Origin of the sequence: Paenibacillus sonchi (assembly GCF_016772475.1) — a bacterium.
Classification (GTDB): domain Bacteria; phylum Bacillota; class Bacilli; order Paenibacillales; family Paenibacillaceae; genus Paenibacillus_AQ; species Paenibacillus_AQ sonchi.
In genome coordinates, this window is sequence record NZ_CP068595.1 from 6,007,136 (window position 1) to 6,025,803 (window position 18,668).

Sequence of the window (18,668 nt, forward strand, 5' to 3'; positions counted from 1 at the left end):
CTTTGCTCATGGTACAATACAACCAGAAATATACATAATGAGGTGATCCAGATGATCTATTTCATAAAATTTGTGTACAGCTTCGTGCTGCCCCCGGCCTTTTCGTTATCCTGCTGCTGGGGCTGACGGTCTGGCTGTGGCGGCGCAGCCGCCGCCCGGCCCTGGCCCTGCTCGGCGTCACCCTCCTGCTCTATCTCTCCATGACTCCCTGGGTCAGTAACCTGCTGATGGGCGGACTGGAGCGCCAGTATGATAAGCCTGAGCTGCTGCAGGGTGATGTAATCGTCGTGCTGGGCGGCGGAGCCACCTCCGGAACCCCGGATATCGACGGGGAAGGCAATCTGTTTGGCTCGGCAGCCAACCGGCTGCTGACCGCAGTGCGGCTGTACCGCCAGACCGGACTGCCGATCCTGTTCTCCGGCGGCCAGGTTTTTCCCGACAGCGGCAACGAAGCGGATATCGCCAAGCGGCAGCTGATTGGCCTTGGTGTTCCCGAGCGCGATATTCTGGCCGAGAACCGGTCGCTGAATACCGAGCAGAATGCCGCCAATACCGCAGCCATGATGAACAGCAAGGGGCTTAGCCACCCCATTCTGGTTACCTCGGCCTTTCACATGCCCCGGGCGATGGCTTTTTTCAAGGATAACGGACTGGCACCGCTTGCCTATCCAACAGATTACACGGCTAGCCGGGGAAGCGGCCTGTATCCGGCCATGTTCACACCTTCTCCAGGTGCGATGAATAATACCGGAACAGCACTTAAGGAATACCTCGGGCTGCTTGCCGCCCGTTTCTGATGTCCGGAGAAATGGGCTTACCATGGATCGCCCCAATCAGGTCTGGGGAGCCGCCCTGAATCCGTTCAATCAAAGATTGCTGTGCACTCAACCGAATGTGGGGAAAAATAAAGTTTACGGCCGCTTTTATTGCTGCTCGGCATATCTCCACCAGGCAAAGGTTCCGGCTATTCCGATTATCCCCGTATACGCAAGAATGACTATACTGCTCAGCTGTAGAGAACCGGTGCTTTGAAATACCGACGGGATGGTCCATGGGAAATAGGGGCAAATCCAAAAGAAGCCAACACATTGGAAAGAATGACGATGATCAGGATGAGCCCCAGGGGTGCCAGGTAGCCCTTGGTCACATTAGCCAAAAGAATGCTTGGTGCGGTCACAAAAATGTACAACAGCGAGGTGATCAGGAACTTAATGAACAAGCTCCAAATGAAAGCGGCGGACCCGCCTTGGGCGCCCAGAAGGGCTCCTACGGCAAGACCTACGGCAAACATATAGATGGAAAGTAACAGGCACCATGCTAAAATGACAAGGAATTTGGACAATACAATTTTCGCTCTGGAAATGGGCTTGGCCAGTAAATCTTTGATGGTTCTATCCGAAAACTCCCGTCCGAATACCCATGCCGCAACAAAGGTGTATCCGATCAGTCCCAGCGGGGCAAGCGTATCCAGCAATCCGGTTAAATACGCTTCCCACTGTACACCGCCGGCGTCACTGGATAATACATTTCCGACGCCCATCATGACGGGCCCGAAGCCTAAAACCAAAAACATGATCCAGAACACATTGGAGCGGATAATCTTGCGAATCTCACAATGTAACACAGATAGAATATTCATCTTTTAATCCCCCTGTTGACTCCGATGGTGCGGAGAAAATATCCTTCCAGATCCTCCGTAATTACCCGGAGCGACGTTGGCGGCTGATTGCTTTGAACGAGCAGTTCGGCCAGCCGTTCGGGATGATCTGCCGCATGTTCATTGGTTAGTTTAATAGAGCCGTCCGGGGTATCCTCAAAGGCATAGCCATGCTCTTCCAGCACCTTCTTCAAGGCAGGTTTGTTCCGGCCGCTCACGACCAGGCTTTTCTCTAAGGATTGCTCCAGCTTATCCATTGCGACTTCTTTAACCAGCTGGCCGCTGTGAATAATTCCAATCCGTGTAGACACCTTCGAGAGCTCCTCTAACAGATGGCTGGATATAAAAACCGTTATGCCGAAATTGTTCGCCAGATTATATAACATATTCCGTATCTCCGCCACGCCTGCGGGATCAAGGCCATTGATCGGCTCGTCCAAGATTAGAATTTCCGGATCGTGAATCATCGCTTTCGCAAGTCCCAGGCGCTGCTTGTTTCCCAAAGAGAGATGTTTTGCTTTTTTCTTTTTGTGCGGCTCAAGCCCCAGCTTATAGATCACCTGATGTACGGCATCTTTGTCCGGCAACCCTTGCATGCGTCTTGCGATGTCAAGATTCTCCGTTACAGTCAGATCAGGATAAAAAGTAGCCTCCTCCAAATATCCAACCTTGCTCCATAATTTATAGTTTCCGGCATCGACCTTTTCGCCTAACATATAGAGCTTGCCGGAAGTTGGCTTGATCATCGACAGAAGCATCTTGATCGTCGTTGTCTTCCCGGCGCCATTCAGTCCCAGGAATCCAAAGATCTCTCCCCGGCTGACCTCCAGCGAAAGATTGTTTAATACGGTATAGTCGCCAAATTTTTTGTGCACTCCGTCAATTTGTATAGCGGGCGTGCTGCCGATTCTTTTCTTTGATAAAATACTCATTCGTCAGACCTCCTACTTGTCAAGTTCCAGTGATTGTAGTTTTCTGCTACAACTTATTTTTACATCCAAAGATGAAGCTTCTTTAAAAGAAAAATAAATAGATCTAAAGAGAATATAAAAAACTATAAACTGCCAAGCAGAAACGGCTTCGCCGTCCTTTAAAAGGACGGTATCGTTTCAGCGAGAAATATAAGGATGATTTGTGGCGTGAACCATATAAATCCTTATATTTTAAAAAACAAAAAAAGGCTGTTACCTGGGTCCACACCCGGGAACAGCCTGTAGCTTTGTTGTTGGAGAAGGAGTGCAAAAATAAAATCAGCGTTGTACCGCCAGGGGAAGGCTGAATCTGATCCCCAAACCGCCATATTCGGAGGAGTAGGCAACAATTTCGCCCCCGTGATGTTCAATAATAGATTTACAGCTTGCCAGCCCCAGCCCCAGTCCGCCCTTTTGGATCTGCCGCGATTGATCTACCGTGAAAAATTTAAGGAACAGAGAAGACATATCCTTATCCGGCACTCCAATTCCATTATCCTCCATTTGGAAATAGGCATAATGTTCCCGCAGGTATCCGGTCATATACACCTTCAGCTTATGCTTTCCTCCATATCTTACAGCATTGCTAAAGAGATTGCCGAACACCCGGCGGATCATCGGTTCATTGACCATTAGCCGTATACTGTCCGTGAAGGAATGGCGGCAGGTCAGTTCGATGTCAAGTCCAGCCAGCTCGTACTCATATTCAAAAGCAATTTCTTCGAATAATTCTGTTGCCTTTACAGGTTTGGCCACCATGGATTCGAGCTCCAGTTTTTCTTTGGTGAAGCTGGAGAAATCATTGAGGAGTTCAACCATATATGCTGACTTCCTTTGAATCAATTCATAATATTCCTGCTTTTCAGTTTCGGGTAAATCCTTGTGTGTAGCCAGCAGTTCAGTAAAACCGTTAATAGAGGTCAGGGGTGTTTTCAAATCGTGGGCGATGGCTGCAATCATATCGGTTTGTTCTCTGTGGGCGAGTTGAAGCCTATGCTCCATCTTATTGAAGTGCTTATAAAGTTCTCCGATCTCGTCCTTACGCTTCAAAGCCAGCGGAGGCAGGGGATGGACCACATTTACTTCCCCCAGCCGGGTATTCAGACGCCGAATGGGCTTCTCTATGCGAAAATGAATATAGATGATCAGAATAAAAAATATGCAACCAGCAATGGCGAATATGGGCAGCAGCAAGGCTATATATCGTGAGTCCAGCAAGGTGGTACGTATAGGAGAGTATACTGCAAAGACAAACTTTAAATACAAACCAATAGAAAACATAAGAATTAGCAGCATCAGCAGGAATAATAGGGGAAGCTTTATTTTCAGTTTCATCCTATTGCTCTCTTTCTGTGTATTTATAGCCTATGCCCCAAATGGTTTTAATAAAGTTATGTTCAGGGCCCAGTTTCTTGCGGATATTTTTGATATGAACCGTTACGGTATTGATCTCTCCGTATTCGTCTCCCCAAACGTTCTCATAGATCTGTTCACGGCTCAATACCTGATTGGGGTGACGCATAAGGATAGACAAAATTTGAAATTCCTTCGCGGATAAGTCGAGCTTCCGGCTGTACAGGAAGGCTTCAAACGTTTTATCATTCAAAATGAGCGGAGCATCAGCCTTTTCTTTAGTGGGACTAAGTTCGCCCCACTCTTTATGCAGCCTGTCCACTTTCCGGAAATGAGCCTTTATCCTGGAGGCCAGCTCCTGAATACTGAAAGGTTTGGTCATATAATCATCTGCGCCGATTTCAAGACCGACAATTTTATCAATATCCTGATCCCGTGCACTTAATAACAGAATGGGAACATTATACGAGGACCGGATAGTTCTGCAGACATCCAGTCCATTCATATCAGGCATTACTATATCCAGAACAATGAAATCAATATGGTGATCATCCACGGCAGATAAGGCTTCTCTCCCGGAGCTTGCCGTGATTACGGCAAATTGCTCGTACCTTAAGCTCTTGGTGATGAGTTTCACGATTTCTTCATCATCGTCTACTACTAATATCGTTTTTGGCATCTTTATACCACCCAGCCTCTTTAAATGGACTGCATTTATAACACAAGAGCCGCATGGACTCGAATTGACAAAAAAAGTCGCGCTCAATGCGCCTCTCCAGTTCCGGATACGCTGGAATAAGAGCTTGAGCACGCCTTGGGAAATGCTGGATGTGTTCATGAATTTCATGTTTCAGGATTCTTTCAATTTAACCAGCTCGCAGAACCCGGCATGCACAACCCCGGCAAGCTGCTCCGGTGCCAGCTCCATCTGTAGGCCAATCTTGCCGCCGCTGACAGCCATTGTTGCGAGTGCCCCGGCACTGCTGTCAATAAAGGTAGGATACAGCTTCTTCATTCCTACAGGAGAACAGCCGCCGCGCACGTAGCCGGTCCATTTCAGCAGATCCTTCACCGGAAGCATCTCGACCTTCTTCTCTCCCGCCGCCTTGGCGGCTTTTTTCAAATCCAGCTCTTCGGCCACCGGGATGACAAACACATACAGGTTCGCCCCGCTATGCGCAACAAGCGTCTTAAAAACCGATTCCGGCGGCAGCCCCACTTTCTCAGCTACCGCTGTTCCATGAATCTGGCCGTTCTCATTGTCATACATATGGATCTCGTAAGCGATTTTCCGGGTATCCAGAATCCGCATCGCATTGGTTTTGGTAACTTGCATCCTTCATCGACCTTTCAGGCAGCTCTATCTGTCCGCTCTGTTAATCTCTCGGGTAATCCATGGCCATGATGTCCATAAAAGGAACCTTGATGAGCTCCTCGCCCCGGCTCACATGCACCTTGCCGGTACGCGGGTCCATGCCGACGATCGTCCCCCGTACCTGCTCCTCTTTGCCCCAGACCGTCAATAAAATCTCGGAAGCCTCCTGCATCGCTTCTGTTAATTGATTGCCGATTTCCTCCAGCACAAATTCATCTCTTGTCGGCCGTTTGGCCACTTTCGCTTTTGCCACGCTATTCCTCCAATAAGTTATGTCTGTTTCCATGTGTTATCATCTAGGTTATATCTTTGGCACCTCCCCGTCAACCACAGCACCTTCAGCTTCCACTGTAGATGGAACGCCATTCTGTGCAATATAGGGGCTGAAGTTATAAATCGGAATAATTAGTGGAACAATCGGATCGGTAATTATTTTCGAATGATTATGTGGATTGTAAAAAAACTGTCCTCCAGTTCATCTGGCAGTGAATTAAATAGGCTGCTCACTTTTCAAGTGTGAAAGAATGCGTGTTGCGTATTTTGTAAATCGGATACTGATCTCAGACCGCAATACTTCTCTAACAATACCAAACTGATCCTCATAGCCGCGGCAAACATAACGATGGTAAATAATCCCATCATGGGTTTCATCACTGAAAATTTTGATATTTCGTTGCCGCAATTCTCGATTAATTTTGGACAGGTCTTTGGTAATGTAATTCATTATGATTTGAATGACTTGCTCAAAAAGCTGCTTGAACAAATGTGTTGAGTTCTTAAGGTCCTGTAAACTTTTGTCGCACATGGTCAACATGTACGGGAACATAATGGCATCCCGAATCATGGTCAGTTCTTCCGTCGTTATTCTCCCGGTCTGCAGATTTTTATTTCGGTTCACATATTGCTCCTGATGTTCCGTTAAAAGCATCTTTGATTTCCATCTCTCGTTTCCGTCGAGTTTGCTCATTTGAAATGTCCCCCAATTTGACCTGCTCGTTCCCGTGCCACGCCGGCTTCCAGCAAAGAAGAGGCCCGCATGATGGCATCGCTGCCGTACCGATCCTTAATATGGTCCGTAGCCCGCTCAATCGCATAGGCAGCATTTCTGTCTTCAAACAAAGTCAATTGATAAACACTGTCATCCGAAAGTTGTGTTAACGAAATAAATAAGCGACTTATCGGCATTCCTTTCCAATGCTCAATAAAAAGTTTTCGTGCTGCCTGGGCAATTTCATGGGTCAAGGATGTAGGTTGTTGCAACGTCATTTGACGGCCAAATGACGAAGCCTTTTCTCCATCCGTTTCTACCGCCCCTACAGACACCACCCGGCCTTGATAGCCATGCCTGCGCGCCCGCCGACAGACCTCCACCACTAATTCAAGCAGGACAACCTCAATGTCCTCCAAACGCCCATATAAGCTGCTTCTTAAGGCTTTTCCATGGCTTATGGATTTGAGAGCGCCCCGAATGGAGGAGACTACTGGACTGGAATCCTTTCCGTTTGCGATCTGCCAATAATATTCCGCCTGGATATCCGATTGCTTTCGGAACTCTCTGCGCATCCTTTGCTTAAATTCGCCTAATTCCAGGCGAGCAATATCGCCTATGGTCGGTAGACCCATTCGCAGAAAATGCATCGTCATGCGGGAACCCACCATAAACATTTGGCGAACGGGTAATGGCCATAGGTCCCTTTCCATATTCTCAAACCCAAGCTTAAATACACCATCATTTCTTTTTTCGCAAAATTATCGGTTGCCATTTTGGCTAAAATTTTTGTAGGCCCAATTCCAACTCTGGACCATACGCCAGTAGATAATTTCACTCGCGACTGTATTAAATGCGCAATTTCATCTTCGGAGCCAAAGAGCGCCGTAGAACCCGTTACGTCAAGAAATTGTTCATCGATGCTGTATGGCTCAACTTGATCGGTTATCGATTCAAAAATCTTCGTAATTAATAAGGATATCGTGATATACTGTCCCATTCTGGGGCGAATGACCACGAGATCAGGGCAGAGAGCCAAGGCCTCTCCTACCCGCGAGGCAGTTGTAACACCTTTGGCTTTGGCGAGAGGGCAGGCCGCCAAAATAATCCCCGATTTACGCGCCGGGTCGCCAACGGCTACCGGTTTGTTTTGATACTCTGGATGAGCTGCTTTTTCAACGGAGGCATAAAACGATTGTCCGTCCACGAGAAAAATGACTTTAGACATATCCGAATCACCAGCTTTGTAGTATTGGATTCATTTCGAAAATAATAATCTTTGCAGATATCCAGGCCCCGCGCGGTTTGCCAATAATATTCTGCCTGGATATCGCTCTGCTTGCCCATGGTGGTTCGCATAAAAGGCTTGGCAGTCGGACAGCAGAATGACACGATCCTTAGGCATAGCGCTTCTCTCCTACCCGCCGCCAAGCAAGGATATTGGCAACAATAAATACGCGGGGGGCTCCGGCAGTAAGACAATGGGCCCGGAGCCGCCCGTCCCTGATGCCCACAACTTCAATTTTACGCTGAGATAGGTTTCCCAGCTTGTCCATATATACAATTTCGATCATTTGACCGTCTCGAATCCGCATAAGATCCGCCTCCACCACAGGAACATTTGTTTGTATTATAACCAAACATACGTTCTACAAACAACAAGTAAGATATTCTTAGGCTGGGATAAAAAAGAAACCAGAACCTCCGCCCTTCCTGTACAGCAAAGGTGGAGTTCCAGGATTAATCTTTTTGTTGCAAATGCAATAAAGTTAGGGTAAATTTAATCTGTCCCGCTTTTATTGCATTTGCAACAAAAATATCTGCTAAGGAGTTTAATGATGAAGGAAATTCTTCGGGAAATCGGAATGATAGCAAGGGCACTGGATTCCATGAGCAATATAGAATTTAAAGAATATGACCTTACAAAAGGGCAGTATTTGTACCTTGTGCGAATATGTGAACATCCAGGAATCATCCAAGAAAAGTTAGCTGAGATGATAAAAGTAGACCGGTCAACAGCAACCCGTGCTATAAAAAAACTTGAAATTAACGGTTTTATTGAAAAAAAGGAAGACAAACATAACAAAAAAAATAAAAACCTCTTTCCAACAGAAAAAGGACAGCATGTTTATCCTTTTATAAAAAGAGAAAATGATCATTCCAATCTGGTTGCGCTAAAGGGATTTTCCGAAAGTGAATTAGAAACCATGTTCACCCTGCTTCAAAGAGTAAGAAAAAATGTAGAAAAAGACTGGGAATTTGTAAAAAAGGGAAACAAGAGAATTTATTGATTATATAAGGAGGCTACTTAAATGACTATACACATAAAAACGTGTTTCCTAAAAGATTCATGCCAGCTTCAAGAAGTCAGTTATGAAACATTTAAGGAGACGTTTAAGGATCAGAATTCACCTGAAAATATGAAGGCCTATTTGGAAAGGGCATTTAACTTAAACCAATTAGAAAAAGAATTATCCAATAGTTTTACGCAATTCTTTTTGATTTATTCTAATCATGAAGCCGCTGGATATTTAAAGGTAAATACCAATGAAGCCCAGTCTGAAGAAATGGGTAATGAAGCGCTGGAAATCGAGAGGATCTATATAAAGCACAAATTTCAAAAACACGGGCTTGGTAAAGTTCTGCTAAATAAAGCCTTAGAAATTGCGGTGGAACGGAATAAAAAGAAAATCTGGCTGGGCGTATGGAAAAAAAATGAAAATGCGATTGCTTTTTATAAGAAAATGGGGTTTGTCCAAACGGGCAGCCACTCTTTTTATATGGGTGATGAAGAACAAATCGACATTATAATGACCAAAACACTCCTATAACGGATCTATGGCAATTCGGAAGTTTTTATACTTTGGAAAAAGAGCTGGTCGGCACTGCCGGATAATCCCGTCCAGCTACAAGCCAAAAGCCGCCAGCTCTCAAGCTGGCGGCTTTTGGCTTGTAGCTGCAATGAGCGTTAGCAGCAGTGAGTTGTAGTAATGAAGCTTACAGCAAAATAGTTTTGGAGATGATTACCAGCAAAATGAACAGAACCAAAATAGCACCGGTAGAAGTGAATGCGCCATATCCGCCGCCGTATCCGCCAATATTTTCACTCATAATTTAATTCCTCCTTAAAAATAGGTACAGCTTAGAATATGCGGAACACCCCATACGCTTGGGCATACAGGAAATGGATATACATTTAGGCTTATCCACTTTTTTAGTTCATTTGACTCCACGTAAATAATAACAAAGATGTAACTTTAATGACTGTTAATGATTGCTAATTCGGTTTAAATAATTAGTACAAAGTATTTTAGAGATAGAAGCAAGGGATGTGGACGAAATGAAAAAAAAGGACATTCAGCTCGCACTCGTTACCAGTATGTGTCAACGTGTTCATCTGGTAAGCGGAGAAACTTATACTGGAAAATGTGAAATCAATCCTATTTCCGATGTTTTGGAGGTTTCGACCCAAGAAGGGCGGCTTATGCTCCCTTATTGGACCATAAAACGTTTTGTCAGCTTTAATCCCAGAGGTGAAATCAATGAGCAAACTCAAACGTTCCGATAAAGCAGTTGTCTCTTTTTTACTCGGACTGGCTTCTTTGCTGATTATCGCATTTTTTATCATCCGTTATATTGTTCAAAATGTATCGTTTGCCCCCTAAGCCCAGGTTGCGTTCGGACGTTGCCTCTTCTCCTGCCTTCACGCCAGCACGCGCAGTACATCCTCAATCTTACGCTGATGGGACAGTACGCCGTAATTCACCAGGCCATAAAATCAACCTCGTATATGCATCCGCTGCGTACAGCCGGCAGTCTCTTCCAGAGTGAGGTATCCAGCAGTTCCCGCCCTTCACCCTCCTGCCGGTCAAAGGTAATGGACAAATGATCCGCATTAAGATGTGACAGCTCTTCAGCGGTAAGGTTCGCACGCTTCTGGCCCCGGGTGAGTTCCCGGACGAGCGGATGCGGCTGCAGCCCCAGATCATGATGCAATACGCCTCCTGTATATCCCAGCTCTCCACAACCATATAGCGTGATTCCGCAAGAGGAGAGCCGCAGGAAGGCTACGCTCCGGTCCTTTACGCTGCGGCTGAGCTGTTGCCTGGCCCGCTTCGCCCGGTGCTCATAATTGCGGATGACCTCCTGCACACGTTCCGTCCTGCCGAAGATGGCTGCTGCAGAGCGCAGGGTAGCCCGCCAGTCTTCCTGATGAAAAGGGAGCCGGAGCAGCGGGGCAATCCTGCGGCACTCCTCCAGATGCCAGCGCTGAAAACCGTCATCCAGCATAATCAGCTCGGGCATAAAGCGGGAGAGGTCGTCCCAGTCTCCAGTGGAAATATCGAATGTCGGCACCTGCTCAAGACTGAGATACTCCTGTTTACCCCACTGGGGATGGGAGAACTGAGCCACCGGAACAATCCCTAACGCCAGCAGGTAATCCTCCAGAAAAGGAGCGAATACACGCAGCCCTTCCTGGTGGAGACTCCGGTATTGGCCGGGCGTAACTCCCACCGAGCCCTTAAAACGCCGATTGAAATAATATTCATTGCTGTAGCCGACAGTTAATGCGATATCATGCAGACGGTCATCGGTCAGAAGCAGTTGCTGCTGTGCCCGTTCTATCCGCAGTCCATTCAAATACTCTAAGGGAATCCGCCCCGTCATCTCTTTAAAAATCCGCGTATACCGGACACGGCCCACGCCTGCAACCTCCGCAAGCTGATTGACCGTAACCGCCTCACTAAAATGCTGCTGCATATAGCGGATAGAACGCTGTACCGCCTCATACTCATCCCTTGTTTTCAGTACTGCGGCATTTGCACGCATAATTAACAGCAGCAGTTCCTGAAAGCGGATATGTCCCGCGAACCCTTCGATCTCTTCCGGACTCCTGCGGCTATGGCAGATGGCTTCGAGCAGCAATGCGCATTGTGAGTAAGGCCTGCAGCTAACGGGTCCCGGGCAGAGCATTCCGTTCACGGACAGACTCTCCTTCCAGCTATGCCCACTGTTCCCGCTGCCAATAATCTCAAAGGCAATCCGGTAAAAGCAAAGCCCCTTCTCCCCTGCCTGAATCCGGTGGATTGCCCCGGCATCAAACAGGAATCCCGCCCCTTTGTCCACTGGAAACCGTCTTTCGTCCGCTTCGATCCAGCCCTGCCCCTCTGAGACAATGATCAGCGTAAAATCCCGAACCAATGAAATTGGACTGTTTTCGGTAAGGGCTTGCGTAACTTCTTCTATACTTATTAAGCTGTAGAACAGCTTTTTGTTATTGGTGATATCCGGGTCTTGCAGCATTCTACCGCCCCCTAATTGAGAATCATTTTCACCACCTTAGTGTAGAACAAAATAGAAGGCCTATCAACCATGCTGATAGACCTTCTTGTACGATTCATGGCACCTTACTTCCTACTTCCGTTTTATTTCACCATTGCCTCCAGCAGATCATCAAGCTTCATCGAATTGGCTGTAATGGCGCCGGACTGCCAGTGCGAACGTTCCATTTTATAAATATTTCCCTTCTTCACCGCAGGCAGGTTCTTCCACAGCGGACCACCCAGGACTTGAATCGCTTCCTGATTCTCCGCCGTATCCCAGCCTCCATGATCAGGGAATACAATAATATGGTCCGCTTCCAGCTCAGGAATCACCTCTTCCGATATAATCGCCTGATAATCTGTCATCTCGGCAGCCATCGGGATTGGAGTCAACCCGAATTGATCATAAATCACACCGGTATAACGGTTTTTGACACCGAATAAAGCGAAGGTTTTGTCCGCAACATTCAGCCGGATGACCGCCACCTTTTCTTGTCCCAGCGCCTGCTGCAGCTTGGCTTTTCCATCTGCCACCTTCTGGTCGTATTCCGCGAGCGCAACTTCTGCCTTCTCAGGAACGCCCAAAGCGTCTGCAATGGCTGTAAGCATCTGCCTGGAGTCCTGCAGCACCCGCTCCGGCAGGCGATAGGTCGGTGCGATCTTGGAGTATTGTTCAACTTTGGCAGCATCCGCGCCGCCGTCGAGAATAATCAGATCCGGATCTTTTTCCAGCAATGCCTCTATACTCCCGGAAACATCGAATTCAGGCACATCCAGGTTCAGATAATCCTGCTTGCCCCAGCTTGGATGATACCATTGAACGACCGGAGTAATCCCGAGCGCTTTCAGATAATCCTCCACATAAATCCCTGCTATCCGCTGAGGGTTTACAGGAATCTCTACATCCCCGAATTCACCGGCAACAGTCCGTGTTGGGGCTTCGGCAGGTGTGCTGCTGACTGCATCGGCTGGCATGCTGCTTACTGCGGCATCCGCCCCCGTATTTGCTGATTGTACGACACCGTTGTCCGCAGCATTGTTATCGGTTCCACACGCCGCAAGCGCGGTCAATGCCAGAATAAGTACGGCTGTCCAGATAAATCTTCTAACCCATTTTATCATTGATTGGTTTCACTCCCGCGTTCTATTGTGATTGATTATCATTCTCATGTAATCTCAATCCCAATAGTAGCATGTCCTTCTCAGCTTTCAATGCACTTTCTCGGCAAAAATCTTATACAAACATGCTCGATGTCAAAGAATACGGCTGCTGAAAACTAAAAAGGACCCTGCCGTTAACCGGCAAGGCCAAGTGCATACAACAGGTGTTGCTTTTACTATAACGGGTAATTATTAAGGGAGTGTATGAAACGCATTAACCGGCTGCCCGCCCCATATTCTCAGTCTTGCTGTCCAGAGAGACGATTTCGCATTCCCCGTCCCGGCAGCAATATAAATAGCCGCATGCACCTTGCCGTCCAGCACAGAGCAGTATCCGGGCAGCTCTGCCAGCTTATGCATCCGTCCTCTGGATACGATGACTGTTCCGCTAATCTGAAGCGCCGCTTGGCGGGTGCCGGAATCTATTGCCTGAAAAAGCATCTCTTCCCATCCCCCTCTCTTTCATTTTCCTGCTGCATTTATTTGTAACGCAGATCAGGAGATTGGGCAAGCAAATTTCTTGGCCCGGGTGATTGATTTCCGGAGGGTTTTATTTTACAATGGGTTCATAAACGCGCGTTTACGTAAAGGGGGCAATATGCGCAGCGAAGATATAGCAAAACTCGCCGGGGTATCCCGAAGCACGGTTTCCCGCGTGATCAACAACTATTCCAACGTCCCTGAAGAGACCCGGGCCAAGGTGCTGAAGGTGATTGAACAGCATCAGTACGAACCCAACAGCTTCGCCCGGGCTCTGGCCGGCAAGAAGACCGACACGATCGGGCTTTTCGCTATCAGCATGAATGAGAAAGAGAATGCGACCCGGATTTATCAGAACAATTACTTCGCGCCTTTCGTTGATGCCGTTGTCGACACTGCGAATGCCCGCGGCTGTTATGTGCTGATCCACACCGTATATTCTCCGGACGATTTCCTGAAGGTGAAGCAGGCCTTCCTGCAGAAACGGATTGACGGCGGCATTATCGTCGGCACCCAGAAGGATATTGATATCGTGCGGGAAATGGTCAATCTTGAATTTCCGCTTGTGCTGATCGATTACGACATTTCGGAGATTATGTCAGAACATCTGGACCGCAATCATCTGGCTATCGTGAATTCCAAGGACTATGAGGGCACCGTCGAAGCGATTGAGTACCTGATCAGCCTGGGCCATGAAGAAATTGGCATGATCTGCGGGCGCATGAATACGTACTCCGGACGGGAGCGCTACATGGCATACGAGGATACGCTGAAGAAGCATGAATTGGCGCTGAATGAGAGCTTCGTCCTGCAGGGTGATTTTCTCAAAGAGACCGCTTATGAAGAGATCACGAAGCTGCTGGCTTCCGGCGCTGCTCTGCCGACCGCCTTCTTCTCCGCCAACGATGACATGGCTATCTCTGCGATGGAAGCGTTCTCTGAACACGGAATATCCGTACCGGAGGACATCTCCATCGCCGGATTCGACGATGTGCAGCTGGCTTCACGCATTCATCCGAAGCTGACCTCCGTCCGTCTGCCGATTTATGAAATGTCCAAGGCCGCAGTCGAAAAAGTGATTGAGCTGTGCGATTCCCGCCAGCCGACCTTCAGTACCATCAGCTTCCCGGCCAAGCTTGTCCAGAGAGATTCCTGCCAGCCGCCGAAGATCTGAGGCTTTCATTGCAGGATACCATGTCCCTCTGCAGCCCTACAAATTATTTTCATTCCGAGAAATTCCCTTTCCCCGGGGGATTTTTTCTCAGCTTTGTAAACGCGCGTTCACAATTGAAAGGAGACTATTCTCTTATGAAATTCGGAACCTTTGACGACACCCGCAAAGAGTACGTAATCAACACTCCTAAAACGCCTTACCCATGGATTAACTACCTCGGCAACGAGCAGTTTTTCGGCCTCATTTCCAATACTGCCGGCGGTTACACCTTCTACCGGGATGCCCGTATGAGAAGACTTACCCGTTACCGGTATAACAATATTCCGCTGGACACAGGCGGACGCTACTACTATCTGTATGACGGCGGTGATTTCTGGACCCCGGGCTGGATGCCGGTTAAGCGCGACCTCGATTTCTACGAGTGCCGCCACGGTCTCGGCTATACCTCGATCACAGGCGAACGTAACGGTATTTCCGTGAACCAGCTCGCTTTTGTACCGATGGGCCACAACGCCGAAGTGCACCGGCTGGTGGTTAAGAACACCGGCTCCGCGAAGAAATCCGTGAAGCTGTTCTCTTTTGCCGAATTCTGTCTCTGGAATGCCCAGGATGATATGACCAACTTCCAGCGCAACCTCAGCACCGGCGAAGTTGAAGTCAAGGATTCCGTCATTTACCACAAAACCGAATACCGCGAGCGCAGAAACCATTACGCTTACTATTCTGTCAACAAACCAATCGACGGCTTCGATACCGACCGTGAATCGTTCCTCGGAATGTACAACGGCCTGGATAACCCGCAGGCGGTTGCAGCCGGTGAAGCCACCAATTCCGTAGCCAGCGGCTGGTCGCCGATCGGCTCCCACGCCCTGAACATCACGCTGGAGCCTGGCGAAGAGCAAAGCTTCATCTTCGTGCTCGGCTACATCGAAAATCCGGAAGACGAGAAATGGGAAGCGCTGAACGTCATCAACAAAAAACCGGCGCTGGCTGTCATCGAACAGTTCGCTACAGACGCCCAAGTGGATGCGGCTCTTGCAGTTCTGGCTGCACACTGGGATAACCTGCTGTCCAAATATCAGATCCAGAGCGGCGACGAGAAGCTTAACCGCATGGTTAACATCTGGAATCCATACCAATGTATGGTTACCTTCAACATGTCCCGTTCGGCATCCTATTTTGAATCCGGGATTGGCCGCGGCATGGGCTTCCGTGACTCCAACCAGGACTTGCTCGGGTTCGTGCATCAGATTCCCGAGCGGGCCAGAGAACGTATTCTGGATATCGCGGCTACCCAGTTCGAAGACGGCAGCGCGTATCACCAGTACCAGCCGCTCACCAAAAAAGGCAACAACGAAGTCGGCTCCGGCTTCAATGACGATCCGCTCTGGCTGATCTCAGGAACCGCTGCCTATATTAAGGAAACCGGCGACTATTCGATTCTGGATGAGCAGGTTCCTTTTGACAGCAACCCGGACAACACCGCAACCCTGTTCGAGCACTTGAAGCGTTCCTTCGAGCACGTCACCAACAACCTCGGACCGCATGGCCTGCCGCTGATCGGACGCGCAGACTGGAATGACTGTCTGAACCTGAACTGCTTCTCCACCGAACCGGGCGAATCGTTCCAGACGACTGAGAATATTGCAGGCGGCGTAGCGGAATCCGTGTTTATCGCAGGTCTGTTCGTCTTCGTTGGACCGGACTATGCCGAAATCTGCCGTATGCGCGGACTGGACGATGCAGCTGCGGATGCGGTTGCGAAGATCGACAGCATGCGTGAAATCACGCTGACCCACGGCTTCGACGGAGACTGGTTCCTCCGCGCTTACGATCACTACGGCGACAAGGTCGGCAGCAAGGAAAATGAGGAAGGCCAGATCTTCATCGAGCCTCAGGGGATTTGCGTAATGGCCGGTATCGGGGTAGAAGACGGTCAAGCTGCCAAGGCCCTGACTTCCGTACAGGAACGCCTGGATACGAAATACGGTATCGTTTTGCAGCAGCCGCCTTACTCCAAGTACTATCTGAACCTGGGCGAAATTTCCACGTACCCTCCGGGCTACAAGGAAAATGCCGGTATTTTCTGCCACAACAATCCTTGGATCATGATTGCCGAAACCGTGCTGGGCCATGGCGACAGAGCTTTTGAGATCTATAAGAAAATTGCTCCGGCTTACCTGGAGGACATCAGCGAAGTTCACCGTATGGAACCATATGTGTACTCGCAAATGATCGCAGGTAAAGATGCCGTACGCCACGGGGAAGCGAAGAACTCCTGGCTGACCGGTACTGCTGCCTGGAACTATGTGGCGATCACACAGTCGATTCTCGGAATCCAAGCGGATTTCGCCGGTCTGAAAGTAGATCCTTGTATCCCTGCAGCGTGGGACGGCTTCGAAATCACCCGCGTCTTCCGTGGAGATACTTACGTGATTCAGATCAAGAATCCGAACCATGTCTCCAAAGGCGTAGCCAGCCTCACCCTCGACGGCACAGCTGTAGAAGGCAACATCATCGCCCCTGTGGGCGACGGCGCCGTGCATCATGTCGTTGTAGAGCTGGGCTGATTAACCTTCTGCTCCGCCAGCACAGTTTTGTAAAAGCAACCGGGCTTCTCCTTTTGTATACAGGGGAGCCCGGTTTGTATTTATCTCTAATCGATGTTAATCTACATCATAGAGATGCATACAAAGGAGCTTAAGCTTATCATGTGGATTACTCTGTAAAGATTAACATTCCGGAAGGATGCCTGTAATAGTGGATACACTATTCTTTTTGGCATGCTTTTCTTTATCTTGATCATTCTTTCCGAAAGGCTGTTGCAGAAAGACCTAAAGAATGGTCCGAGGGCTTCATTGAATATTATACAAACCAGGGGTATGGAAAAAAGCACGGGCACACAGGTCTGGAGGGAACCCTGCAGGTTCTTCAGGCCAGAAGAAAGCTGGAAGCAGAAATCTTTAACAGCTTAAAAATAGCCAAGAAAAAAGTGAATAACTCTTCTTATGACATTAACGAATATAAGCAAGTTATTGGGGAGATTCTATCCCAATACTTTAGCCCGGCAACCTAACGTGCAAAAGCTGAAATTCTATCATCGTATAGGTTAGTTCAATAATACAGCGGCAGTCCAGGTCTTTTTTCTCGCCTGTGACTGCCGCTGTTTCTTTCGCTTATTGCCTTGCAAATGGATATGACGCATTAGATCAAATTTTTTGTTTCCCGTCCGGCTTTGACATGTTTAAGCTGGGCAACAATAATGACGCTAATGATGACCAGAAGGAACCATGAACTGATCTTGCTGAAGCTGACCAGATGCCAGGCTTGATATTGGTTGGGATATCTCCAAGCATTAAAAAATGTAGCTATATTTTCAGCTAACCAGATAAAAAAACCTACAATGAAAAAAGCAAGGGTCAAGGGCATCCGGTAAGTGGTGTTGCGAACCCGGTAGATGATCCATGTTCTCCAAAAGACAATCAGCACAAGCGCCGTCAGCCACCAGCGGAAATCAGGAATAAAATGATGTGTAAAAAAGTTCAGATAGATGGCTCCTCCCAGTAATCCCGCAGCAGCAAGCCCCGGCCAGCCAGTCATATCCATCTTCAGTCTGCGCCATATCTGGCACATAAAGCTTGCTACACTCGCATACATAAATCCGCTATAGAGCGGTACACCGAGCAGCTTCGTTAACCCGGGCTCAGGGTATGCCCATGACCCCATCCTTACCTTATAGATTTCCAACAGCAAACCAATCACATGAAACACGCAGATCACTTTGATCTCGTCGATTGTTTCTAATCCACTGCGGTACATAAGGTACTGCACGGCAAGCAGGATCAAAAGAATGGCATCATAACGGTAAATGAAGGGCAGCTCGATTGCGCTGGAAAGAGCTAAAGTTCCAAAAATCGCAACAGGAAATATGCAGCTCATCGCTTGATGATAGCCAAAATGCAGCAGCTGTATTATGGATTTCAATAGTATACTCTCCTCTTCTGCGCCGGGCGGCTTAACCTCTCTTCCTTCTCTAGCTCTGTGGCATTCCTCTTTCTCTTAGCCCCGCATGCCAAGCCCCCCGCTACGCTGTGGTCAGCTTGAATATAACATGATATTTATCGTTTTACAATATATTTAGATTGATAAGGGATACTTAATTGTTGTTTCGTATATTCAATTTAC

General features: G+C 48.1%; 20 protein-coding genes and 1 pseudogene. 6 read left to right on the plus strand and 15 right to left on the minus strand.

Annotation, left to right across the window (positions count from 1 at the left end):
• The first annotated feature begins 51 nt into the window (after positions 1-51).
• Positions 52-797: pseudogene (locus JI735_RS26825) on the plus strand (YdcF family protein).
• Positions 798-1,006: 209 nt separating this feature from the next.
• On the opposite strand, the gene JI735_RS26830 reads toward JI735_RS26825, so the two are convergent.
• From JI735_RS26830 to JI735_RS26870, 10 genes are all read right to left on the minus strand, one after another.
• Positions 1,007-1,639, minus strand: a complete 633-nt coding sequence (locus JI735_RS26830; protein WP_202676608.1) for an ABC transporter permease — start codon at positions 1,637-1,639, stop codon at positions 1,007-1,009.
• Positions 1,636-2,589 carry an ABC transporter ATP-binding protein gene (locus JI735_RS26835; protein ID WP_202676609.1) on the minus strand — a complete coding sequence of 318 codons (954 nt, stop codon included), beginning with the start codon at positions 2,587-2,589 and terminating at the stop codon, positions 1,636-1,638. Before JI735_RS26835 ends, JI735_RS26830 begins: the two co-directional genes overlap by 4 nt.
• A 318-nt stretch (positions 2,590-2,907) precedes the next feature.
• Complete coding sequence (locus tag JI735_RS26840; protein ID WP_202676610.1) at positions 2,908-3,963, minus strand: HAMP domain-containing sensor histidine kinase; 1,056 nt, start codon at positions 3,961-3,963, stop codon at positions 2,908-2,910.
• 1 nt (position 3,964) lies between these two features.
• Entirely contained in the window at positions 3,965-4,660 is a 696-nt protein-coding gene (locus JI735_RS26845) for a response regulator transcription factor (RefSeq protein ID WP_202676611.1), read from the minus strand.
• Positions 4,661-4,831: 171 nt separating this feature from the next.
• Positions 4,832-5,317 carry a Cys-tRNA(Pro) deacylase gene (ybaK, locus tag JI735_RS26850; protein ID WP_039834320.1) on the minus strand — a complete coding sequence of 162 codons (486 nt, stop codon included), beginning with the start codon at positions 5,315-5,317 and terminating at the stop codon, positions 4,832-4,834.
• A 40-nt stretch (positions 5,318-5,357) separates the two neighbouring features.
• A complete protein-coding gene (locus tag JI735_RS26855; RefSeq protein WP_020431666.1) occupies positions 5,358-5,609 on the minus strand; it encodes a YolD-like family protein in 252 nt (83 codons plus the stop codon).
• Between the two features lie 237 nt (positions 5,610-5,846).
• Complete coding sequence (locus tag JI735_RS26860; protein ID WP_039834319.1) at positions 5,847-6,323, minus strand: YhjD family protein; 477 nt, start codon at positions 6,321-6,323, stop codon at positions 5,847-5,849.
• Positions 6,320-6,979, minus strand: coding sequence for a DinB/UmuC family translesion DNA polymerase (locus JI735_RS37535; protein ID WP_325175547.1), 660 nt, complete (start codon positions 6,977-6,979; stop codon positions 6,320-6,322). The genes JI735_RS26860 and JI735_RS37535 overlap by 4 nt, the downstream gene beginning before the upstream one ends.
• Positions 6,980-6,996: 17 nt before the next feature.
• Positions 6,997-7,572 carry a Y-family DNA polymerase gene (locus JI735_RS37540; protein ID WP_325175548.1) on the minus strand — a complete coding sequence of 192 codons (576 nt, stop codon included), beginning with the start codon at positions 7,570-7,572 and terminating at the stop codon, positions 6,997-6,999.
• 169 nt (positions 7,573-7,741) lie between these two features.
• Positions 7,742-7,939, minus strand: a complete 198-nt coding sequence (locus JI735_RS26870) for a hypothetical protein (protein WP_039834317.1) — start codon at positions 7,937-7,939, stop codon at positions 7,742-7,744.
• A 243-nt stretch (positions 7,940-8,182) separates the two neighbouring features.
• Between JI735_RS26870 and JI735_RS26875 the strand changes: the two genes are divergently transcribed.
• On the plus strand, positions 8,183-8,635 hold the full coding sequence (locus tag JI735_RS26875) for a MarR family winged helix-turn-helix transcriptional regulator (RefSeq protein WP_039834316.1): 453 nt from the start codon (positions 8,183-8,185) through the stop codon (positions 8,633-8,635).
• A 21-nt stretch (positions 8,636-8,656) separates the two neighbouring features.
• Entirely contained in the window at positions 8,657-9,175 is a 519-nt protein-coding gene (locus tag JI735_RS26880; protein WP_039834315.1) for a spermidine/spermine N(1)-acetyltransferase, read from the plus strand.
• 166 nt (positions 9,176-9,341) lie between these two features.
• Here JI735_RS26880 and JI735_RS36400 read toward each other — a convergent pair whose 3' ends face one another.
• Positions 9,342-9,455 (minus strand): YjcZ family sporulation protein, encoded by a 114-nt coding sequence (locus JI735_RS36400; RefSeq protein ID WP_209439946.1) that lies wholly within the window; start codon positions 9,453-9,455, stop codon positions 9,342-9,344.
• 229 nt (positions 9,456-9,684) lie between these two features.
• Here JI735_RS36400 and JI735_RS26885 point away from each other — a divergent pair, with 229 nt between their 5' ends.
• Positions 9,685-9,912, plus strand: coding sequence for a hypothetical protein (locus tag JI735_RS26885; protein WP_157771366.1), 228 nt, complete (start codon positions 9,685-9,687; stop codon positions 9,910-9,912).
• A 194-nt stretch (positions 9,913-10,106) separates the two neighbouring features.
• Here JI735_RS26885 and JI735_RS26890 read toward each other — a convergent pair whose 3' ends face one another.
• The 3 genes from JI735_RS26890 to JI735_RS26900 form a co-directional block, all read right to left on the minus strand.
• Entirely contained in the window at positions 10,107-11,648 is a 1,542-nt protein-coding gene (locus JI735_RS26890; RefSeq protein ID WP_233476082.1) for a helix-turn-helix domain-containing protein, read from the minus strand.
• 122 nt (positions 11,649-11,770) lie between these two features.
• The gene (locus JI735_RS26895) at positions 11,771-12,790 is read right to left on the minus strand and encodes an ABC transporter substrate-binding protein (protein ID WP_039835430.1); all 1,020 of its coding nucleotides are present in this window, start codon (positions 12,788-12,790) and stop codon (positions 11,771-11,773) included.
• 231 nt (positions 12,791-13,021) lie between these two features.
• A complete protein-coding gene (locus JI735_RS26900) occupies positions 13,022-13,270 on the minus strand; it encodes a hypothetical protein (protein WP_039835429.1) in 249 nt (82 codons plus the stop codon).
• Positions 13,271-13,358: 88 nt separating this feature from the next.
• On the opposite strand from JI735_RS26900, the gene JI735_RS26905 reads away from it, so the two are divergent.
• Together JI735_RS26905 and JI735_RS26910 are read left to right on the plus strand one after the other, a co-directional pair.
• On the plus strand, positions 13,359-14,483 hold the full coding sequence (locus tag JI735_RS26905) for a LacI family DNA-binding transcriptional regulator (protein ID WP_267919014.1): 1,125 nt from the start codon (positions 13,359-13,361) through the stop codon (positions 14,481-14,483).
• Positions 14,484-14,617: 134 nt separating this feature from the next.
• Complete coding sequence (locus JI735_RS26910; protein ID WP_202676612.1) at positions 14,618-17,053, plus strand: glycoside hydrolase family 94 protein; 2,436 nt, start codon at positions 14,618-14,620, stop codon at positions 17,051-17,053.
• 634 nt (positions 17,054-17,687) lie between these two features.
• On the opposite strand, the gene JI735_RS26915 is transcribed toward JI735_RS26910, so the two are convergent.
• Complete coding sequence (locus JI735_RS26915) at positions 17,688-18,467, minus strand: DUF817 domain-containing protein (RefSeq protein WP_039835423.1); 780 nt, start codon at positions 18,465-18,467, stop codon at positions 17,688-17,690.
• Positions 18,468-18,668 lie beyond the last annotated feature (201 nt).